This is a genomic window from Salipiger bermudensis (genome assembly GCF_017309175.1).
GTDB lineage: Bacteria > Pseudomonadota > Alphaproteobacteria > Rhodobacterales > Rhodobacteraceae > Salipiger > Salipiger bermudensis.
Window position 1 is genome coordinate 126,640 of sequence record NZ_JAEKJV010000007.1, and the last position, 19,273, is coordinate 145,912.

At 67.8% G+C, this 19,273-nt stretch carries 16 protein-coding genes and 2 tRNA genes; 9 read left to right on the forward strand and 9 right to left on the reverse strand.

Annotated features, from left to right (window positions below):
- Position 1: 1 nt before the first annotated feature.
- Together JF542_RS11380 and JF542_RS11385 are read right to left on the reverse strand one after the other, a co-directional pair.
- The gene (locus JF542_RS11380; RefSeq protein ID WP_207075929.1) at positions 2-1,801 is read right to left on the reverse strand and encodes an ABC transporter transmembrane domain-containing protein; all 1,800 of its coding nucleotides are present in this window, start codon (positions 1,799-1,801) and stop codon (positions 2-4) included.
- 143 nt (positions 1,802-1,944) lie between these two features.
- A tRNA-Gly gene (locus tag JF542_RS11385) sits at positions 1,945-2,018 on the reverse strand.
- Between the two features lie 95 nt (positions 2,019-2,113).
- Here JF542_RS11385 and JF542_RS11390 point away from each other — a divergent pair.
- Complete coding sequence (locus tag JF542_RS11390) at positions 2,114-2,596, forward strand: NAD(P)H-dependent oxidoreductase (RefSeq protein ID WP_007794212.1); 483 nt, start codon at positions 2,114-2,116, stop codon at positions 2,594-2,596.
- A gap of 28 nt (positions 2,597-2,624) precedes the next feature.
- Here JF542_RS11390 and ggt read toward each other — a convergent pair whose 3' ends face one another.
- Positions 2,625-4,430 carry a gamma-glutamyltransferase gene (gene ggt, locus JF542_RS11395; protein WP_242533715.1) on the reverse strand — a complete coding sequence of 602 codons (1,806 nt, stop codon included), beginning with the start codon at positions 4,428-4,430 and terminating at the stop codon, positions 2,625-2,627.
- Positions 4,431-4,622: 192 nt separating this feature from the next.
- Here ggt and JF542_RS11400 point away from each other — a divergent pair, with 192 nt between their 5' ends.
- Both JF542_RS11400 and JF542_RS11405 read left to right on the forward strand, forming a co-directional pair.
- Positions 4,623-6,665: an ATP-dependent helicase gene (locus JF542_RS11400; RefSeq protein ID WP_207075930.1), complete on the forward strand. Its 2,043-nt coding sequence runs from the start codon at positions 4,623-4,625 to the stop codon at positions 6,663-6,665.
- Positions 6,666-6,790: 125 nt separating this feature from the next.
- On the forward strand, positions 6,791-7,999 hold the full coding sequence (locus tag JF542_RS11405; RefSeq protein ID WP_207076016.1) for a lytic murein transglycosylase: 1,209 nt from the start codon (positions 6,791-6,793) through the stop codon (positions 7,997-7,999).
- A gap of 21 nt (positions 8,000-8,020) precedes the next feature.
- Here JF542_RS11405 and JF542_RS11410 read toward each other — a convergent pair whose 3' ends face one another.
- From JF542_RS11410 to JF542_RS11420, 3 genes are all read right to left on the reverse strand, one after another.
- A complete protein-coding gene (locus JF542_RS11410; protein WP_207075931.1) occupies positions 8,021-9,199 on the reverse strand; it encodes an acetyl-CoA C-acyltransferase family protein in 1,179 nt (392 codons plus the stop codon).
- A 62-nt stretch (positions 9,200-9,261) separates the two neighbouring features.
- A complete protein-coding gene (locus JF542_RS11415; RefSeq protein WP_207075932.1) occupies positions 9,262-10,623 on the reverse strand; it encodes a mechanosensitive ion channel family protein in 1,362 nt (453 codons plus the stop codon).
- Positions 10,624-10,956: 333 nt separating this feature from the next.
- A tRNA-Lys gene (locus JF542_RS11420) sits at positions 10,957-11,032 on the reverse strand.
- 108 nt (positions 11,033-11,140) lie between these two features.
- On the opposite strand from JF542_RS11420, the gene dapF reads away from it, so the two are divergent.
- Genes dapF through JF542_RS11440 form a run of 4 tightly spaced genes read left to right on the forward strand, consistent with a single transcriptional unit; the run spans position 11,141 to position 14,590 of the window.
- On the forward strand, positions 11,141-11,980 hold the full coding sequence (gene dapF / locus JF542_RS11425; RefSeq protein WP_207075933.1) for a diaminopimelate epimerase: 840 nt from the start codon (positions 11,141-11,143) through the stop codon (positions 11,978-11,980).
- Entirely contained in the window at positions 11,977-13,230 is a 1,254-nt protein-coding gene (gene mtaB, locus JF542_RS11430; RefSeq protein WP_207075934.1) for a tRNA (N(6)-L-threonylcarbamoyladenosine(37)-C(2))-methylthiotransferase MtaB, read from the forward strand. The genes dapF and mtaB overlap by 4 nt, the downstream gene beginning before the upstream one ends.
- 1 nt (position 13,231) lies before the next feature.
- Positions 13,232-13,855, forward strand: a complete 624-nt coding sequence (locus JF542_RS11435) for an FMN-binding negative transcriptional regulator (protein ID WP_207075935.1) — start codon at positions 13,232-13,234, stop codon at positions 13,853-13,855.
- A gap of 39 nt (positions 13,856-13,894) precedes the next feature.
- Positions 13,895-14,590 carry a CDP-alcohol phosphatidyltransferase family protein gene (locus JF542_RS11440; RefSeq protein WP_207075936.1) on the forward strand — a complete coding sequence of 232 codons (696 nt, stop codon included), beginning with the start codon at positions 13,895-13,897 and terminating at the stop codon, positions 14,588-14,590.
- A gap of 189 nt (positions 14,591-14,779) precedes the next feature.
- Here the strand turns inward: JF542_RS11440 and JF542_RS11445 are convergent, their stop codons facing one another.
- Both JF542_RS11445 and rimO read right to left on the reverse strand, forming a co-directional pair.
- A complete protein-coding gene (locus tag JF542_RS11445; RefSeq protein WP_207075937.1) occupies positions 14,780-15,391 on the reverse strand; it encodes a thymidine kinase in 612 nt (203 codons plus the stop codon).
- Positions 15,392-15,810: 419 nt separating this feature from the next.
- On the reverse strand, positions 15,811-17,175 hold the full coding sequence (rimO, locus tag JF542_RS11450; protein WP_207075938.1) for a 30S ribosomal protein S12 methylthiotransferase RimO: 1,365 nt from the start codon (positions 17,173-17,175) through the stop codon (positions 15,811-15,813).
- A 198-nt stretch (positions 17,176-17,373) separates the two neighbouring features.
- Between rimO and JF542_RS11455 the strand changes: the two genes are divergently transcribed.
- Both JF542_RS11455 and JF542_RS11460 read left to right on the forward strand, forming a co-directional pair.
- Complete coding sequence (locus tag JF542_RS11455) at positions 17,374-18,126, forward strand: L,D-transpeptidase (protein WP_207075939.1); 753 nt, start codon at positions 17,374-17,376, stop codon at positions 18,124-18,126.
- Positions 18,127-18,213: 87 nt separating this feature from the next.
- The gene (locus JF542_RS11460) at positions 18,214-18,771 is read left to right on the forward strand and encodes a L,D-transpeptidase (protein WP_207075940.1); all 558 of its coding nucleotides are present in this window, start codon (positions 18,214-18,216) and stop codon (positions 18,769-18,771) included.
- Between the two features lie 15 nt (positions 18,772-18,786).
- On the opposite strand, the gene arfB is transcribed toward JF542_RS11460, so the two are convergent.
- Positions 18,787-19,209 (reverse strand): alternative ribosome rescue aminoacyl-tRNA hydrolase ArfB, encoded by a 423-nt coding sequence (gene arfB / locus JF542_RS11465; RefSeq protein WP_007794172.1) that lies wholly within the window; start codon positions 19,207-19,209, stop codon positions 18,787-18,789.
- Positions 19,210-19,273 lie beyond the last annotated feature (64 nt).

Consider the following 19,273-nt stretch of genomic DNA (forward strand, 5'->3'; position numbering starts at 1 on the left):
GTCACTCGGCGGCGATGCCGTCGGTGAACTGGAGCCGCGCCAGCCGGGCGTAGAGCCCGTCCTCCGCCACCAGCGCGTCGTGGCTGCCCTGCGCCACCACGCGGCCCTGATCCATGACAATGATGCGGTCGGCCTTCTTCACCGTGGCAAGGCGGTGCGCCACGATGATCGTGGTGCGGCCCTCGGCCAGCCGGTCGACGGCGGCCTGCACCGCACGTTCGCTTTCCGCGTCGAGCGCCGATGTGGCCTCGTCGAGCAGCAGCACCGGCGCGTCGCGCAGGATGGCGCGGGCGATGGCGATACGCTGCTTCTGGCCGCCCGACAGCATCACGCCGCGCTCGCCCAGGTAGGTGTCGTAGCCCTCGGGCAGGCTTGAGACGAAGCCATGCGCCGCGGCAGCCTTGGCGGCCTCCTCGATCTCGGCGTCAGAGGCGTCGGGGCGGCCAAAGCGGATGTTGTCGCGCGCCGAGGCGGCGAAGATCACCGGATCCTGCGGCACCAGCGCGATATGCTTGCGGAAGGCGTCGCGCGACAGGGTGTCGAGCGCCATGCCGTCCAGTGTCACCCGACCGGCATCGGGGTCGTAGAAACGCTGGATCAGCTGCACGATGGTGGTTTTGCCGGCGCCAGAGGGGCCGACCAGCGCCACGGTTTCGCCGGGCTGGATGGTGAGGTCGAGGTCCGCCAGCGCCGAGACGCCGGGCCGAGACGGGTAGGAGAACTGCACATGCTCGAAGCCGATCTCGCCGCGCACCGGGGTCGGCAGGGCGGCGGGCTGGGCCGGATCGGTGATCGCGTCTTCGGTGTGCAGCAGCTCCACGAGGCGCTCGGTGGCGCCGGCGGCGCGCTGCAGCTCGCCGAAGATCTCCGACAGCGCCGCCACGGCGCCGGCCACCATCACCGAGTAGATCACGAACTGCACCAGCGCGCCGGGGCTCATGTTGCCGGCGCGCACGTCCCACGCGCCCATCCAGAGCACGCCGACGATCCCGGTGAAGACGAGGAAGATCACGATGGCGGTCATCAGCGCCCGCACCCAGACCCGGCGACGGGCGGCGTCGAAGCTCTTTTCGGTGACCTCGGCAAAGGCCCCGCGCGAGATCTCTTCGTGCGTGAAGGACTGCACCGTCTGCACCGCCTGCAGCGCCTCGGCGGCGTTGCCCGAGGAGGCGGCGATCCAGTCCTGATTCTCGCGGCTGAGCTTGCGCAGGCGGCGGCCCAGCGTGAGGATCGGCACGATGACGATGGGCACCAGCAGCAGCACCAGCGCTGTGAGCTTGGCCGAGGTCAGCAGCATCAGCGCGAGGCCGCCGACGAAGATCAGCAGGTTGCGCAGCGCGATCGAGACCGAGGAGCCGATCACCGACAGGATCAGCGTGGTGTCGGTGGTGAGCCGGCTCAGCACCTCACCGGTCATGATGCGCTCGTAGAACACCGGCGAGAGGCCGATGACCCGGTCGAACACCGCCTTGCGAATGTCGGCCACCACGCGCTCGCCCAGCCGTGTCACCAGCGCGTAGCGCGCTGCGGTGCCGATGGCGAGCAGCCCGGCAAAGCCGAGCGCCGCGAGGAAGTAGCGATCGAGCAGCGCGCCGTCCTCTGCGTTGAAATTGTCGATCACCCGGCGGACCGCCATCGGCAGGGTCAGCGACACCGTCGCGGTGGCGATGAGAGCCAACGTGGCGGCGACCATCAGCGCCTTGTAGGGCGCCATGTAGGGCCATAGCGCCGCAAGCGATCCGAGCTTGCGGGATTTGTCTCGCTCCTCCGCCACGGCGGATGCGGGGTTTCCGTGAGCCATTGCTCCTCCTGTCCTGCGCCGAGCCGTTTTGCCATGAAAGGCGCAGGATTCAAGCCGCGCGTTGCCGCAGAGGGGGCAGAACCGTGGGATTCCACGGATTCGGAGGGGCTGGCTCAGCCGGAACGGGAAATCTGGGGGAGATCTGGAGCGGGCGACGGGAATCGAACCCGTATCTCTTGCTTGGAAGGCAAGGGTCTTACCATTACACAACGCCCGCTCGGCTGAGTGGCTGGATATTTCATGGGCGCCAGAGCGTCAAGCCGGGTCTCGCGGGCGGTTTCAGAAACCGGCAGCAAGGTCTAGGCTCAGGGCATGGAATTGCTGATCGTCTATCACAGCCGCACCGGCGGCAGCCGCCAGATGGCCGAGGCCGCATTCGAGGCCGCCCGCGAGGAATGCGACGTGCGTCTGCTGCGTGCCGAGGAGGCCGGTCCGGAGGATCTCTTGCGGGCACAGGGCTACCTGTTCTGCGCGCCCGAGAATCTCGCCGCGCTGTCCGGCGCGATGAAGGAGTTCTTCGACCTCTGCTATTACCCGGTGCTCGGGCAGATCGAGGGGCGCCCCTATGCGCAGATGGTCTGCGCCGGGTCGGATGGCGCGAACGCGGCGCGCCAGACCGCGCGCATCGCCACCGGCTGGCGACTGCGCGAGGTGCAGGAGCCGCTGATCGTCTGCACCCATGCGCAGTCGCCCGAAGCGATCCTCGCCGACAAGACCATTCCCGAGGCGGATCTGGAAAGCTGCCGCGAACTGGGCGCGGCGCTCGCGGCAGGGCTTGCCATGGGGGTGTTCTGAGAGGCGCGTTCCGCTCGGGGGAGGGGCCTCACTCCCCGAGCGCGATGCCCTCGCGCCGCGGATCGGCGCCGCCCTGCAAGGTCTCGCCGACGGCGATGGCGTGCAGCCCCGAATTCAGCCCCCGCACATTGACCTCGTAACCCAGTTCGCTCAGCGGAGCCTCGAGCTCGGCGGCGCTCGAGCCTTCCTCGAGATCGTAGGCGCCGAAGCGGTTGACCAGATGCGGCATGGCGACAGCCTGCTGCACGTCCATGCCCCAGTCGAGATGCGCGATGATCGCCTGCGCCACGTAGCCGATGATCCGGCTGCCGCCGGGGCTGCCGATCACCAGCGAGGGGGTGCCGTCGGACATCACGATGGTCGGTGCCATCGACGAGCGCGGGCGCTTGCCGGGTTCGATCCGGTTGGCGATGGGCACGCCGTCGCTGTGGCTGCGGAAGGAGAAGTCGGTCAGCTCGTTGTTGAGCAGGAAGCCCGCCGCCATCAGCCGCGAGCCAAAGCCGTTCTCGATGGTGGTGGTCATCGACAGGGCGTTGCCGTCGGCGTCGACGATGGAGATATGCGAGGTCGAGGGGAACTCGATGCTCTCGTCATCGGCGAGGCGCATGGCGTGGTCCCATTCGGGCGCACCGGGCGCGACCTCGGGCAGGGCATCGTCGCCCGCGAGCAGCTCGGCGCGGGAGGCAAGGTAGTCCGGCGCCACCAGCCCCGCGACCGGGACCGGCACGAAATCGGTGTCGGCCATGTAGCGGCCCCGGTCGGCAAAGGCGAGCCGCGAGGCATCGCCGATCAGCCGCCATGCCTCGGCGCTGTCGGGGCCGAGCGTGGCAAGGTCGTAGCTGTCGAGCATCCCGAGGATCTGCCCCACGGTGAGCGCACCCGAGGAGGGCGGGCCCATGCCGCAGACCTCATGCGCGCGGTAGGCGGCGCAGACGGCGGGGCGCTCCTTCACCCGGTAAAGCGCCAGATCGGCGGTCGAAAGCCGGCCCGGGTTGCCCTCCGCACCCCGCACGGTGGCAACGATCTCCTCGGCGATGACGCCTGTGTAGAAGGCCCGCGAGCCGCCCTCGGCGATCAGGCGAAGGGTTTCGGCGTAGTCGATGTTGGTGAGCGTGTCGCCTGCGGCGATGGCCGTGCCCTCGGGGAAGAAATAGCCGGCGGTGTCGGGGAAGCGTTGCAGCCGCTCGGAATCGCCCGCCACCAGCTCGGCGAGCCGGGGCGAGACGGTGAACCCGTCCTCGGCCAGCTTGATGGCCTCTTCAAAGAGACCCGGCCAATTGGCGCGGCCCCAGCGGCGATGCGCCTCCTCCATCAGTTTCGGGGTGCCCGGGGTGCCCACCGAGAGCCCGCCAACCACCGCGTCGAAGAAGCCCAGAGGCTCCCCGGCGTCGTCCTGAAACTGGCGCGGGTCGGCGGCGAGCGGCGCGGTCTCGCGCCCGTCGAGCGTGGTCAGTTCGCCGCTTTCGGCATCGTACCAGACGAGGAAGGCACCACCGCCGAGGCCAGAGGATTGCGGTTCGACCAGCCCCAGCACCGCCTGCACCGCGACCATGGCATCGGCGGCGCTGCCGCCCTCGCGCAGAACCCGCGCGCCGGCCTCGACCGCCAGCGGGTTGGCCGCGGCGATCATCCAGTCCCCGGCCTCGGTGGGCGTGCCTGCCCCCTTGGCCTCGAGCGCCGCGCGGGCGGCCTCGGAGACCCCGGCAAAGGCGTCGACGCTCTCGGTGGCGGCTTCGGGGGCGACCGCATCCGCCGCCTCCTGCGCGAGGGCCTCCTGTACCACGAGCAGCGTGGCGCTCAGGGCGGCGGCCAGAAACAGGCTGTATCGCAACATGGTTGGTCTCCCTCGGCATGGCGGTGTTCGGAGGAAGCCTAGCAGCGGCTGCGGTGGCGGTCACCCGTTGTGGTTGCGAGGAGCCTCAAGCGATGGGTGTCGGGCGGAATTATTGAAGTTCCCTTTATGTTCCTGCCGCGGTATGCTCGATCAAACAGTGAACGCCCCGGGACTCAACAAGGGGAGAGGCGCATGGCAGAGGCAGGATATCTCGACAAACTGAACGACAACCAGCGCGCCGCGGTCGAGTTCGGCGTCGCCCGCGATGCCGTTGCGCCGCCGCTTCTGGTGATCGCCGGGGCGGGCTCGGGCAAGACCAACACGCTGGCACACCGGGTGGCGCATCTGCTGGTCAACGGGGCCGATCCGCAGCGCATCCTGCTGATGACCTTCTCGCGCCGCGCCGCCACCGAGCTCACCCGCCGGGTGGCGCGGATCACCGAACAGGCGATGGGCAGCGGCGTGGCCGCCGAGGCGCTGACATGGGCCGGCACCTTCCACGGCATCGGCGCCCGCATCCTGCGCGAGCACGCGCTGGCCATCGGCCTGCATCCCGAGTTCTCGATTCACGACCGCGAGGACAGCGCCGACCTGATGAACCTCTGCCGCAACGCGCTGGGCTTCTCGCAGGCCAAGGCGCGGTTTCCGGCCAAGGGCACCTGCCTCGCGATCTATTCCCGCGCGGTGAATTCCGGCGATCCGCTCGACGAGGTGCTGCGCGATCATTTCCCGTGGTGCAGCCCGTGGCAGGCCGAGCTCAAGCAGCTCTTCGGCGCCTATGTCAGCGCCAAGCAGGAGCAGAATGTGCTGGACTATGACGACCTGCTGCTGGCCTGGGCGCAGGTGATGTCGGACGAGGGCTTTGCCGCCCATATCGGCGGCGCGTGGGATCACGTGCTGATCGACGAGTACCAGGACACCAACCGACTTCAGGCGCGCATCCTCATGGCGCTGAAGCCCGACGGGCGCGGGCTCACGGTGGTCGGCGACGACGCGCAGTCGATCTATGCCTTCCGCGCCGCCACGGTGCGCAACATCCTCGACTTTCCGACCGGCTTCCAGCCGCACGCGGATGTCATCACGCTGGACCGCAACTACCGCTCCACCCAGCCGATTCTCGAGGCCGCAAACGCGGTGATCGGGCAGGCTAGGGAGCGCTATACCAAGGATCTGTGGACCGAGCGCGCCTCGGCCGAGAAGCCGCGCCTCGTGACGGTGGCGACCGAGGGCGATCAGGCGCGCTATTTCGTCGACCGCATCCTCGAGGACCGCGAGACCGGGACCAGGCTCAAGGAGCAGGCGGTGCTGTTCCGCACCTCCTCCCACTCGGTGCAGCTCGAGGCCGAGCTGACCCGGCGCAACGTGCCTTACGTCAAGTTCGGCGGGCTCAAGTTCCTCGATAGCGCGCATGTGAAGGACTTGCTGGCCTTCTTGCGGCTGGTGCGCAACCCGCGCGACCGGGTGGCGGGATTCCGGGTGCTGCAGCTCATTCCCGGCATCGGGCCGAAGGCGGCGGGGCAGGTGCTCGACGCGCTCGACCTCGCCCCCGATCCGCTGGCCGCGCTCGAGGATGTGGCCGCGCCGCCGCGCGCCGGGGCCGACTGGCCGGGTTTTGTCGAGGCGATGCGCAGCAAGGCGGACTGGCCGGCGGCGCTGGGCCATGCGCGGGCGTGGTACGAGCCGCATCTCGAGCGGATGCACGAGGATGCCGAGGCGCGCCGCGCCGATCTCATGCAGCTCGAGCAGATCGCCACCGGCTACCCCAATGCCGAGGCCTTCCTGACCGAGCTGACCCTCGATCCGCCCGATGCCACCAGCGACAAGTCGGGCGTGCCGCTGAAGGACGAGGATTACCTGATCCTGTCGACCATCCATTCGGCCAAGGGGCAGGAATGGAAATCGGTCTACCTGCTCAACGCGGTGGATGGCTGCATCCCTTCGGATCTCGGCACCGGCTCGGCCCACGAGCTCGAAGAGGAGCGGCGGCTGCTCTACGTCGCCATGACGCGGGCCAAGGATCACCTCACGCTTGGCGTGCCGCTGCGCTTCTACGTCACCAGCCAGACCCGCAACGGCGACCGGCATGTCTACGCCATGCGCACCCGCTTCATCGAGAAGGCGATGCTCGACCGCTTCGAGACCCTGCACTGGGCGCCGCCGGTGGGGCAGGGCGCGCCGCGTCCGGCGCCGGGCCAGATCGACGTGGCGGCGAAGATGCGCCAGATGTGGGGCTAGCCCGCCGCTTTCGCTTTAGGTCGGCGTGAACCGGTGTAGGCTGCGGGGCAACGCCCGTTTTTCACGCCCCTGACCGGAGTATCGCCACAGTGTTCCACTGCCTTCGCCTGCTTGCCCTGACCCTGATGCTTGCTCTTGGCACGCCCGCCGTGGCGCAGGACCGCGCTGCGGTCGAGCGCCAGTTCCGCGACTGGCTCGAGCAGACGGTCTGGCCGCGCGCCCGCTCGGAGGGCGTTTCACGTGGCACGTTCGAGGCGGCGTTCTCGGGCGTGGCACTGGACTGGGATCTGCCGGACCTTGTGCCGCCGGGGAGTGCGGCGCAGACACCCAAGCAGCAGCGGCAGGCCGAGTTCGGCGCGCCGGCCAAGTATTTCTCGCGCGGCTCGCTCGATGGCGCCACCTCGGTGGGGCGGCGCATGGCGCGGCGGCACGCGCAGTCCTTGGCGGCGGTGGAGCGGGCGACCGGCGTGCCGGGGCGCATCGTCCTTGGCGTCTGGGGGCGCGAGAGCGGTTACGGGCAGGTGGCGATCCGCCACAATGCCTTCCGGGTGCTCGGCACCAAGGGCTTCATGAGCACGCGCGCCGACTACTTCACCGACGAGCTGGTGGCGGCGCTGCGCATCGCCGAGGCAGGTCATGTCGACCCGCGCAGCATGAAGAGCAGCTGGGCCGGGGCGTTGGGCCAGCCGCAATTCATGCCGTCGAACTTCCTGCGCTACGCCGCCGACGGCAATGGCGACGGGCAGGCCGATATCTGGACCTCCGAGGCCGACACCATCGCCTCGATCGGCACCTACCTTGCCCGCCACGGCTGGCAGGCGGGGCGCGACTGGGGCTTCGAGGTGCGGGTGCCGGCCTCGGTCTCCTGCACGCTGGAAGGGCCCGATCAGGGCCGGCGCATCGCGGACTGGGCGGCGATGGGCATCACACGGGTCTCGGGCAAGGCCTTCCCCGAGCATGAGGCCCGCGGCGAGGGCTTTCTGCTGATGCCAGCGGGCCGGCACGGGCCGGCCTTCATCGTGACGCCGAATTTCTACGTGCTGAAAGATTACAACATGAGCGATCTCTACGCGCTCTTTGTCGGCCATGTGGGCGACCGCATCCAGTATGGCATGGGCGATTTCGACGCCCGGTGGGGCGATGTCGGGCGGCTTTACCGCTCGGATATCGCGGTGATGCAGCGGGCACTCGAGGCGCGGGGCCATGACGTGGGCGGCGCGGACGGGTTGCCGGGCTTCAAGACACGGCGCTCCATCGGGCGGTGGCAGGAGGCCAATGGCCGCCCCGCCACCTGTTTCCCGGAGCTTGCGATGAAATCGGCGCTGGGCGGCTGACCCGCCCCTGCGCCACGGCAGTCAGAGCCGCTCGATGGCCAGCGCGATGCCCTGACCGCCGCCGATGCACATGGTGACGAGGGCACGCTTGCCGCCGATGCGCTCGAGCTCGTAGAGCGCCTTGACGGTGATGATCGCGCCGGTGGCCCCGACCGGGTGGCCAAGCGCGATGGCGCCGCCATTGGGGTTCACCTTGGCCGGGTCGAGGCCAAGCTCGTTGTTCACCGCCAGCGCCTGCGCCGCAAACGCCTCGTTCGATTCGATCACGTCGAAATCCCCGGCGCCGAGCCCGGTGCGCTCGAACAGGGCGCGCACGGCGGGGATCGGGCCGACGCCCATCACCTCGGGGCGCACGCCGGAATGCGCGTAGCCGAGGATGCGGGCGCGGGGTTTGAGCCCGGCCGCTTGGGCGGCGGAGGCGCGGGCCAGCACCAGCGCCGCGGCGCCGTCATTGATTCCGCTGGCATTGCCGGCGGTCACGGTGCCGTCCTTCTCGAAGGCGGGGCGGAGGCCGGCGAGGGTCTCGGCGGTGGTCTCCTTCGGGTGCTCGTCGGTGTCGAACACCACGGTGCCCCTGCGCGAGGCGATCTCCACCGGGACGATCTGCTCCTTGAAGCGCCCCTCCGAGATCGCGCGGGCGGTGCGCGACTGGCTCTCGGCGGCGAAGGCGTCCTGCGCCTCGCGGCTGATGCCGTGCTCGCGCGCGATGTTCTCGGCGGTGACGCCCATGTGGCCGGTGCCGAACGGGCAGTTCAGCGCGCCGATCATCATGTCGACGGTGCGGATGTCGCCCATCTTCTTGCCCCAGCGCTGGTCGGGGTTGATGAAGGGCGCGCGCGACATGCACTCGGCCCCGCCCGCGAGCGCGAAATCGGCATCGCCCAGCATCAGCGACTGGGTGGCCGAGATGATCGCCTGCACGCCGGAGCCGCAGAGCCGGTTGACGTTCATCGCCGGCACCGTCTCGGGGGTGCCCGCCTGCATCGCGGCGACGCGGCTGAGATACATGTCGCGCGGCTCGGTGTTGATGATGTGGCCGAACACCACATGACCGATCTGGCCGCCCTCGACGCCGGCGCGCTCCAGCGCCGCCTTCGCCGCCGTGGTGCCAAGCTCGATCGGCGGCACCGCCGCGAGGGCACCGCCGAAGGTGCCGATTGCGGTGCGCGCGCCGCTCAGGATGACGATATCGTCTGACATGGGGACCTCCTCAGATCTCGGGTTGCGCGGAAGATGACGCGACGGGCGGCGCTTGTCAGCCGCTACGTCCCGTCACCGGGCGGCGACGGGCGGTCCGCCATCGGCGGCAGGGTCTCGTTGACCACGCGCACCTCACGCTGCGGGAACGGGATCGAGATGCCGTTTTCCTTGAACGCGTCCCAGAGCGCCAGGTAGACGTTGCCGCGGATATTGGTGAGGCCGCCTGTCGGGTCGGAAATCCAGAACCGCAGGATGTAATCGACCGAGCTGTCTCCGAAGCCGACGATGTGGCACACCGGCGGGCGATCGCTCAGCACCCGGGTGACCGAGAGCGCCGCCTCGACGGCAATGCGGCGCACGAGGTGGGGATCGTCGCCGTAGGAGGTGCCGAAGAAGATGTCGAGCCGGACGAACTCGTTGGAATGTGACCAGTTCACCACTTGCCCGGTGATCAGGTCCTCGTTGGGGATCAGGTATTCCTTGCCGTCCCGCGTGGTGATCGAGACGTAGCGCGCGCCAAGCGCGTTGATCCAGCCGAAAGTGTCGTTCAGCGAGATTACGTCGCCGGGCTTTACCGACTTGTCGAGCAGGATGATGATGCCGCTGACAAGGTTCGAGACCACCTTCTGCAGGCCGAAGCCGAGGCCCACGCCGATGGCCCCCGACAGGAACGCAAGGCCGGTGAAATCCACGCCCACCAGCTTCAGCGCGACGAAGAAGGCCGCACCGTAAAGCGAGACCTGCAGGAACTTGACCGCGAGCACCTGCATCGAGGGGCTGAGATTGCCGTTGCGCCGGATGCTGGCGGCGCTGGTGCCCGAAACGAAGCGCGCCAGGGCAACCAGCACCGCAAGCACCAGCAGCCCCTGCAGGATGAGCCAGACCGAAAGCCGGCTCTCCCCGAGTTCGATGGCGACGTTGTCGAGCACCGCCACGGTTTCCTCGCTTAGGCCGAGGATCCAGATCGTCACCCAGATCCACGCGCCATAGCGCAAGAGGCTGCGCAGCGCCGGGTTGCGGATCAGCCGCGTTCCCAGTGCAATGCCGAGCCATGCGCTGGCGAGTTTCGCTATGACGATCAGGAGGTAAGAGCGCGACGGCCAGGTGACCTGTTGCATGATGCCGATCACGTGCCAGATCAGGATCACGAAGAAGATCATCCGCAATCGGCGTTGCAGCACCAGCAATATCCGCAGCCGCCACGTCGGCCAGCCCTCGCGCGAGCGCATCCATTCGCGCATCCTCGGGCTCACGACCTGCGCGATGAGGTGGGCGATGAGGAACAGCGTCAGCGCAATGCCGATCTGGTAGAAGTTCCACGGCCGCACGAACGTGGTGAAAAAGCTCTCGGCCTGCGCCAGCGCCTCGAGCGCGGTGCTCTGCAGGGTATCGAGCGGGGCCTGCCCGACCTGCGCCGGGATCATCTGTGCAACCTCGTCATCACGGGTGACAGAGTTGCACCGGCAGAGCGGCGGGGCAAGCGTCTCGCGGTCACCGCTGGGCGAGAAGCGTCAGGGCGGTGGTCGAATCGCCATGCGGCACAGCCATCAGCGCAAGGATGCCGAGCGCCGCGATCAGCGTCAGGGTGAGGGCGTTGAGAGGATCCTTCATGGCGTGTCTCCGTGGCTGCGCAGACATACGCGCAAGCCGCTGTCGGGGTTCCATGCGCCGGAGCGGCGTCACTCTGTCGGGAGAGCATCCGACATCGCGAGCGCACGCCCCCGAAGGGAACGATCAGTCTCACGATGTTGGTGCAGTGGTGAGCCGTGCAGGATTCGAACCTGCGACCCACTGATTAAAAGTCAGTTGCTCTACCAACTGAGCTAACGGCCCACTGTGGGGCGGCTTCTAGAAATTACCGGGGGTGGGGTCAAGCACATTTTTACAGTTTTCTGACAGGAAATTTTCGCGGCTCTGGAAAGGGTCCTGCAACGCGCGTATATGCGCGCCATGGAACACACGCGCGAACCCCTGTCCTTCATGAAGATGCACGGCCTCGGCAACGATTTTGTCGTGCTCGACGGGCGTGCGCGCCGCATCACCGTGACCCCTGGTCTGGCCCGCGCCATCGCCGACCGCCATCGCGGCGTGGGCTTCGACCAGCTGGCGCTGATCGAGACGGGCGAGGGGGATGCGCGGCTGACCTTCTACAACGCCGACGGCTCGACCGCCGGCGCCTGCGGCAACGCCACCCGCTGCATCGCGCGGTTCCTCATGGACGAGAGCGGCAAGGACCGGCTCACCCTCGTGACCGAGCGCGGCAAGCTTTTTGCGCAGGATGCGGGTGACGGGCTGACCTCGGTCAACATGGGCCACCCGCAGCTTGACTGGCAGGACATCCCGCTGGCCTCCGAGATGGACACGCTTGCGCTGCCGATCGAGGGCAAGCCGGTGGCCACAGGCATGGGCAACCCGCACTGCACCTTCTTTGTCGAGAATGCCGAGGCCATCGATCTCGAGGCCTTCGGGCCGCGATTCGAGCATCACCCGCTCTATCCGCAGCGCACCAATGTGCAGGTGGCGAGCCTGATCGGCCCCGATCACCTGCGCATGCGGGTCTGGGAGCGCGGCGTCGGCGTGACGCTGTCCTCGGGCTCGTCCTCCTGCGCCACCGCGGTGGCGGCGGCGCGGCGCGGTCTCACGGGCCGCAAGGTGACGCTCGAGCTCGATGGCGGCACGCTGCAGATCGACTGGCGCGACGATGGCGTCTGGATGACCGGCGCCACGGCGCATGTGTTCGACGGCAGCTTCGGCCCTGCCTGGCTGGAGGCGGCCCGATGAGCGCACCAAAGTTCACCACGCTGGGCTGCCGGCTCAATGCCTACGAGACCGAGGCGATGAAGGCGCTGGCCGAAGAGGCCGGCGTCGGCGACGCGGTGGTGGTCAACACCTGCGCCGTCACCGCCGAGGCGGTGCGCAAGGCGCGGCAGGAGATTCGCCGCCTGCGCCGCGAGAATCCCGAGGCCCGCGTCATCGTCACCGGCTGTGCCGCGCAGATCGACCCGGACAGTTTCGCCGCGATGGACGAGGTCGACGCGGTGATCGGCAATTCCGAGAAGATGTCGCCCGACACCTGGGCGGGGCTGTCCAATGGCTTCATCGGCGAGACCGAGAAGGTGCAGGTCAACGACATCATGTCGGTGACCGAGACCGCCGGCCACCTGATCGACGGCTTCGGCACCCGCTCGCGCGCCTATGTGCAGGTGCAGAACGGCTGCGACCACCGCTGCACCTTCTGCATCATTCCCTATGGTCGGGGCAATTCGCGCTCTGTCCCTGCCGGCGTCGTGGTCGACCAGATCAAGCGTCTGGTGCAGAAGGGCTTCAACGAGGTGGTTCTGACCGGAGTCGACCTGACCTCCTGGGGCGCCGACCTGCCGGGTACGCCGCGCTTGGGCGATCTGGTGATGCGCATCCTGCGGCTGACCGATGTGCCGCGCCTGCGCATCAGCTCGATCGACAGCATCGAGGCGGACGACAACCTGATGCTCGCCATCGCCTCCGAGCCGCGCCTCATGCCGCATCTGCATCTCAGCCTGCAGCACGGCGACGACCTGATTCTCAAGCGCATGAAGCGCCGGCACCTGCGCGACGATGCCATCCGCTTCACCGAAGAGGCGCGTCGCCTGCGGCCTGACATCACCTTCGGCGCCGACATCATCGCCGGTTTCCCGACCGAGACCGAGGCGCATTTCGAGAACTCGCTGAAGCTGGTCGAGGAGTGCAGCCTGACCTGGCTGCACGTCTTCCCATATTCCTCGCGTCCGGGCACGCCCGCGGCGAAGATTCCCAGCAAGGTCGACGGCAATACCATCAAGGCCCGCGCCGCCCGCCTGCGTGCCGCGGGCGAGGCCGCCGTGTCGCGTCATCTCGCGGCGCAGCAGGGCGTGACCCATCGCATCCTGATGGAAAATCCGACAATGGGGCGCACCGAGCAGTTCACGGAAGTGGACCTCTCGACCCCACAGGCCGAGGGCGCCATCGTCACCGCGACGATCACCGGCCAGCATGGCCAGCGGCTCGTGGCCTGAGATGCACCCGAATCCGACCTTTCGCGGCACGACCCGCGACGAGAGCCTTGCCTTCGCGCGCCAGCGCGGCTTCGGCACGCTGGCGGTCTCGAGCGAGGGCGCGCCGCTGCTGTCGCACGTGCCCTTCCTGCTCTCCGAGGATGGCGGATACGCGGACTTGCACCTCGTGCGCTCGAACCCGATCTCGCGAGCGGCCAGGGGTGGCCTGCCGGCCCGGATCGCGGTGAGCGGCGCGGATGGCTATGTGTCGCCCGACTGGTACGGTCTCGGCCCCGACCAGGTGCCGACCTGGAACTACGTGGCGGTGCACCTGACGGGCCGGCTCCTGCCGCTGCCTCAGGACGCGCTTGAGCCACTGCTGGAGGCGCAGTCGGCCTTCTTCGAGGCGCGGTTGCCCAAGGTGCCGTGGACGATGGACAAGATGACCGAGGAGACGCGGGCCAAGCTCCTGCGTATGATCCTGCCCTTCCGGTTTGAGGTCGAGCGCGTCGACAGCACCTGGAAGCTCGGCCAGAACAAGCCCGAGACCGCGCGGCGCGCCGCGGCCGAGGCGGTGGGCGGTGGCATCGGCCAAGAGCTCGATGCGCTGGCGCAGCTGATGCGTGTGCCGCCCGCAAGCGACTGAGCGTTTGCGATTGCCGGTCACATGCGGCATGACAGGCGCATGAAAATCGCCTCCAAAGCCCTGCTCACCCATATGCTCACCGCGACCGGGGCCGTCTTTGCCATGCTGGCCTTGCTGGCCGCGGCGCAGGAGGACTGGTCGGTCATGTTCCTGTGGCTGGTGGTGGCGTTCTTCGTCGACGGCATCGACGGCCCGCTGGCACGCAAATACGACGTCAAGACAAACGCGCCGCGCTTCGACGGCGTGCTGCTCGACCTGATCATCGACTACCTGACCTATGTCTTCATCCCGGCCTTCGCACTGTTCCAGTCCGGGCTGATGCCGGGCTGGACCGGCTGGTTCGCGATCATCATGATCACCTATTCCAGCGCGCTCTACTTCGCCGACAGCCGCATGAAGACCGGGGACAACTCGTTCCACGGCTTCCCGGGCTGCTGGAACATGCTGGTGCTGGTGCTTTTCGCGATCGAGCCGGCGCTCTGGGTGATGCTGGTGCTCGTGGTGCTGCTGGCGGTGGCCATGTTCCTGCCGCTGAAATTCATCCACCCGGTGCGCACCAAGCGCTGGCGCAGCGTCTCCCTGCCGATTGCACTGGCCTGGACCGGCTTTGCCGGCTGGGCCGCCTGGGTCGATTTCCACCCCGAGAGCTGGGCCCACTGGGGCCTTGTCGCCACCTCGATCTACCTGATCTTCGTGGGCATCGTTCAGCAGGTGATCCCGCAGCGCGGCAGCTGACGCGGACCGGGCCGCTGCGCCCATGCCCGTCCGAGGTCCCGGCCGCGATGGCCGGCCTGCCTCCGGCGGGAGTATTTTTGACGAAGAGAAGCCAAGGGCGCGGCGCTTCTGTCTTCTGTGGTTCAAAAATACCTCGAGGGTGAATTGGCGCACAGCGCCAAGAGGGGGCAGCGCCCCCGCCCAGCGGTCTCAGGCCGTGCCGGTGTCGGTGATGCCCGCGTCACGATCCCCAACCGCCTCGCGCCAGTGCTTGCGGCACAGCGAGATATAGGTCTCGTTGCCGCCGATCTGCACCTGATCGCCGGCTGTGACCACCCGACCGTCACCATCCTGCCGGATCACCATGGTCGCCTTGCGGCCGCAATGGCAGATCGTGCGCACCTCGCGCATGGTGTCGGCCAGTGCCAGAAGCACCGCCGATCCCGGGAACAGCTGGCCGCGGAAATCGACGCGCAGGCCGTAGGCCATCACCGGGATCTTGAGATCGTCCGCCACGCGGGCGAGTTGCCAGACCTGCGCCTCGGTGAGGAACTGCGCCTCGTCGACGAAGATGCAGGCGAGGTCGCGCGCTTCGTGCTGGGCGGCGATGCGGGCGAAGAGATCGTCCTCGGGGGTGAAGGTGTCCGCCTCGCGCCCGAGCCCGATGCGCGAGCCGATGCGGCCCGCGCCGGCGCGGGTGTCGAGCCGCGCGGTCAGCAGGTAGACCTCCATGCCGCGCTCGCCGTAGTTATGCGCGGCCTGCAGCAGCAGCGTCGATTTGCCGGCATTCATGGTGGAATAGTTGAAATAGAGTTTCGCCATGGCGCAGAGCCATGCCGCAGCGGCGCGGGCGGCGCAAGCGGGCAGGGCGCGGAAAGCGCCACGGTCCGCGCGCAAAAGAATGCCCCCGCGGGGCGAGGGCATTCTCTGGACTGAAATGTCTCAGTGAAAACAAAATCTTCGATGCCCGTCAGTCGGGTTGCTCATGGATCGGACGGGTCCGGATCCTGATCATCCCGGGGCAGCTTACGGACGATCGATCTACTGCTTTAACGATGGTGTAATCTTAACACCAAGGTCGGGTTTGACCTAGCGAAAACCCGCTTTCTCTTGTCAGGTGCATTGACAGCCGCGAAAACTCTGAAGAGTCCACACATTACCGTGATCTCCGATGCAGCGGGTAGCGCTAAAATTCCCGTTATACGTGTGTCTTCACGTGCGAATCACAAGTGACACTGCCGTCAGGCGAGGCGACCCCAGAGGTCGTACTCGCCCGCCTCATCGACCTCGACCGTCACGATGTCACCAGGGGACAGCGCCTCGTGGCCCTCGTCGATGAACAGGTTGCCATCGATCTCGGGGGCGTCGGCCTTGGTGCGGCAGGTGGCGGCGTCATCCTCGACGAGATCGACGATCACCTCCGTACGGGTGCCGACCTTGGCCGCAAGCTTCGCCTCGGAGATCGCCTGGGCCTTCTCCATGAAGCGGTCCCAGCGCTCCTGCTTGACCTCGGCGGGCACGTGGTCGGGCAGCGCGTTCGAGCGTGCCCCGGCGACGTTCTCGTACTGGAAGCAGCCGACCCGGTCGAGCTGTGCCTCGTCCATCCAGTCGAGCAGGGTCTGGAACTCGGCCTCAGTCTCGCCGGGGTAACCGACGATGAAGGTCGAGCGCAGCACGATTTCGGGACAGGCGGCGCGCCATGCGGCAATCTCGTCGAGCGTACGGGCCGCAGCGGCGGGCCGCGCCATGCGCTTCAGCGTGTCGGGGTGGGCGTGTTGGAAGGGGATGTCGAGATAGGGCAGGATGCCGCCCTCGGCCATCAGCGGGATCATCTCACGCACGTGGGGGTAGGGGTAGACATAGTGCATCCGAACCCACGCCCCGAGCGATCCCAGGTCGCGCGCGAGGCTCTGGATCGGCGCCTTCTCGGGGCGGTCCTTCCAGTCGGTGCCGTAGGCCGAGGTGTCCTGGCTGATCACCAGCAGCTCCCTGACGCCGGCCTCGACCAGCTTTTCGGCCTCGCGCATCACCGCGCGGTGCGGGCGCGAGGCGAGCTTGCCGCGCATGTCGGGGATGATGCAGAACTTGCAGGCGTGATTGCAGCCCTCGGAGATCTTCAGGTAGCTGTAATGCCGCGGCGTGAGCTTGACCCCCGATGACGGCAGCAGGTCGACGAAGGGATCGGGCGCCGGCGGCACCGCGCCATGCACCGCGTCGAGCACCTGCTCGTACTGGTGCGGGCCGGTGACGGCCAGCACCTTGGGGTGGGCGCCGGTGATGTAGTCGGGCTCGGCGCCGAGACAGCCGGTGACGATGACCTTGCCGTTCTCGTTCAGCGCCTCGCCGATGGCCTCGAGGCTCTCGGCCTTGGCGCTGTCGAGGAAGCCGCAGGTGTTGACGATGACCGCGTCGGCACCGGCATAGTCGGGCGAGATGCCGTAGCCCTCGGCGCGCAGCCGGGTGAGGATGCGTTCGCTGTCGACCAGTGCTTTCGGGCAGCCCAAAGAGACCATGCCGATGGTCGGTTGGCCGTCGCGTTTGGTCTCGGAGATGCGGGCGCGCGCCAGATCGGGGCGCAGGTCGGGAGGATTCTGCATGGCGCGCATATAAGCGAGGGATCGCTTCGTGGGAAGCCTGTTGCGGTGTTTGCTTGACCTCACCGGCAGACGGACGAGGTTAGAGGGATAAAACAGAAAACACCCATGCCGTGTTGGCCGGGCGGGGGCATCGCCACACGTGCCGGCGGATCTGGGCTACGGCCGGGACCGGCCACGGCAGCGGGTCGAGAGGACAAGAGACCTTCCATGATCGCACTAACCAGTCTGAGACTGAAATGCCTTGCCATGCTGGCGCTGCCTGCCGTGCTGGGAGCCTGCGCGATGGCGCCGCCGCCGAACCAGCTTGGCGAGATCAGCGACGAGACCCGGGCGATGTACGCGGCGACTGTCGACAACGGCTTCGAAGTCCCGGCCATCGACGACAAGTATCTCACCGAGTTTCGAAAGCGGCAGCTGGTGCCGTATCATGCGCCCTATGAGGCCGGCACCATCGTGGTCGATCCCGGCGGGCGGTTCCTCTACCATCTGAAGGGCGGCGAAACCGCCATGCGCTACCTGATCGCGGTGGGCGCGCAGGGCTACGGCTTCTCTGGAGAAGCGACGATCCCGTTTCAGCGCGACTGGCCCTACTGGACACCGACCGCGAACATGCTGCGCCGCGATCCCGAGGAGTACGGTCCGGTCAGGAATGGCCTGCCGGGCGGCCTTGAGAACCCGCTCGGCGCGCGGGCGCTCTATCTCTACAAGAATGGCCGCGACACGCTCTACCGCATTCACGGCACGCCAAGCCCCTGGACGGTGGGGCACGGAACCTCCTCGGGCTGCATCCGCATGTTCAACCAGGATGTGATCCATCTTGCCGAGCAGGTCGAGAATGGCACCAAGGTGGTGGTGCTGACGAAGGAAGAGGCTGGCAAGTGGACAGACGGCTCCGAAGTGCCCGCGCTGGTGGCGATGGCGGGCGAAGACGCGACCGGTCCGGACGGGTCCGAGGGCTGAGCGCGCAGCTTAAGCTTGGCTTAAGGCAGGGCTGCTGAATCAGCGCCGTGGCCCGCAGAGGCCACGGAAGAAACAGGAGCAGTCCCAATGTCCACCCGCTTCACCCGGCGCGCTGCGCTGACGCTTGGCGCCGCCGCGACCGGATCGCTGATGGTTCCGGCCATGGCGCGCGCGCAGGACGGCGCGCGCCGCAACATCTCGAGCTTTGCCATGCAGGACTGGCGTGATCACTTCGACGCGCTGGGAAAGGCCTGCATCGTCTGCGACACCACCTCGCGGGCGCTGCATTTCTGGAACGGCGACGGCAGCGATTACCGGATCTATCCAACATCGGTGCCGCTGACCGAGGAGCTGACCAAGCGCGGCTACACCGAGATCGTGCGCAAAAAGGTCGGTCCGTCCTGGACGCCCACCCCCTCGCAGCTCGAGCGCTACCCCGACTGGAAGCCCATCGGGCCGGGCCCGGACAACCCGCTTGGTACGCACGCGATGTATCTTGGCTGGCCGGCCTACATCATTCACGGCACCCATGATACGCGCAAGATCGGGCGCAAGTCGTCGGACGGCTGCATCGGCCTTTACAACGAGAAGATCGAAGAGCTCTTCGCGGTGGCCCCGATCGGCACCCAGGTGCGGGTGATCTGAGGCCGGCGCACGGTCTCAGTTGCCGGGATCGACCTTGCCACGCAGCGCCTTGACCTCGCCGCGCTGCTTCTTGCCCTCAAGGCGGCGGCGTTTCGAGCCCAGCGTCGGCCGCGTGGGAATGCGCCGTTTGGGCTTCTCCAGCGCCTTGCGGATCAGCTCTGCGAGGCGCTCGCGGGCGATCTCGCGGTTGCGCGCCTGGCTGCGGGTCTCGTCGACCTGCAGCACCACCGCGCCCTCCTTGGTCCAGCGCCGCCCGGCGAGCTTGCGCAGGCGGGTCTTCACCGCCGGCGGCAGGTTGGGCGAGCGCTCGGCCTCGAACCGCAGTTCCACGGCGCTCGAGACCTTGTTGACGTTCTGCCCGCCCGGCCCCGAGGCGCGGATGAACTGTTCCGTCATTTCCCAGTCTTCGATGCTGATGCGGTCGTTTATCTCAAGCATGGGCAGGACCTAGCACAAAAAGCGGGGGCCGCCACGGTCTCCCGGGCGGCCCCTGCATCGCGCT

Coding starts and splice junctions, on each gene's coding strand:
- JF542_RS11380 (WP_207075929.1), bottom strand. CDS start 1,801: ATGGCTCACGGAAACCCCGCATCCGCCGTGGCGGAGGAGCGAGACAAA.
- JF542_RS11390 (WP_007794212.1), top strand. CDS start 2,114: ATGGAATTGCTGATCGTCTATCACAGCCGCACCGGCGGCAGCCGCCAG.
- ggt (WP_242533715.1), bottom strand. CDS start 4,430: ATGTTGCGATACAGCCTGTTTCTGGCCGCCGCCCTGAGCGCCACGCTG.
- JF542_RS11400 (WP_207075930.1), top strand. CDS start 4,623: ATGGCAGAGGCAGGATATCTCGACAAACTGAACGACAACCAGCGCGCC.
- JF542_RS11405 (WP_207076016.1), top strand. CDS start 6,791: ATGCTTGCTCTTGGCACGCCCGCCGTGGCGCAGGACCGCGCTGCGGTC.
- JF542_RS11410 (WP_207075931.1), bottom strand. CDS start 9,199: ATGTCAGACGATATCGTCATCCTGAGCGGCGCGCGCACCGCAATCGGC.
- JF542_RS11415 (WP_207075932.1), bottom strand. CDS start 10,623: ATGATCCCGGCGCAGGTCGGGCAGGCCCCGCTCGATACCCTGCAGAGC.
- dapF (WP_207075933.1), top strand. CDS start 11,141: ATGCGCGCCATGGAACACACGCGCGAACCCCTGTCCTTCATGAAGATG.
- mtaB (WP_207075934.1), top strand. CDS start 11,977: ATGAGCGCACCAAAGTTCACCACGCTGGGCTGCCGGCTCAATGCCTAC.
- JF542_RS11435 (WP_207075935.1), top strand. CDS start 13,232: ATGCACCCGAATCCGACCTTTCGCGGCACGACCCGCGACGAGAGCCTT.
- JF542_RS11440 (WP_207075936.1), top strand. CDS start 13,895: ATGAAAATCGCCTCCAAAGCCCTGCTCACCCATATGCTCACCGCGACC.
- JF542_RS11445 (WP_207075937.1), bottom strand. CDS start 15,391: ATGGCGAAACTCTATTTCAACTATTCCACCATGAATGCCGGCAAATCG.
- rimO (WP_207075938.1), bottom strand. CDS start 17,175: ATGCGCGCCATGCAGAATCCTCCCGACCTGCGCCCCGATCTGGCGCGC.
- JF542_RS11455 (WP_207075939.1), top strand. CDS start 17,374: ATGATCGCACTAACCAGTCTGAGACTGAAATGCCTTGCCATGCTGGCG.
- JF542_RS11460 (WP_207075940.1), top strand. CDS start 18,214: ATGTCCACCCGCTTCACCCGGCGCGCTGCGCTGACGCTTGGCGCCGCC.
- arfB (WP_007794172.1), bottom strand. CDS start 19,209: ATGCTTGAGATAAACGACCGCATCAGCATCGAAGACTGGGAAATGACG.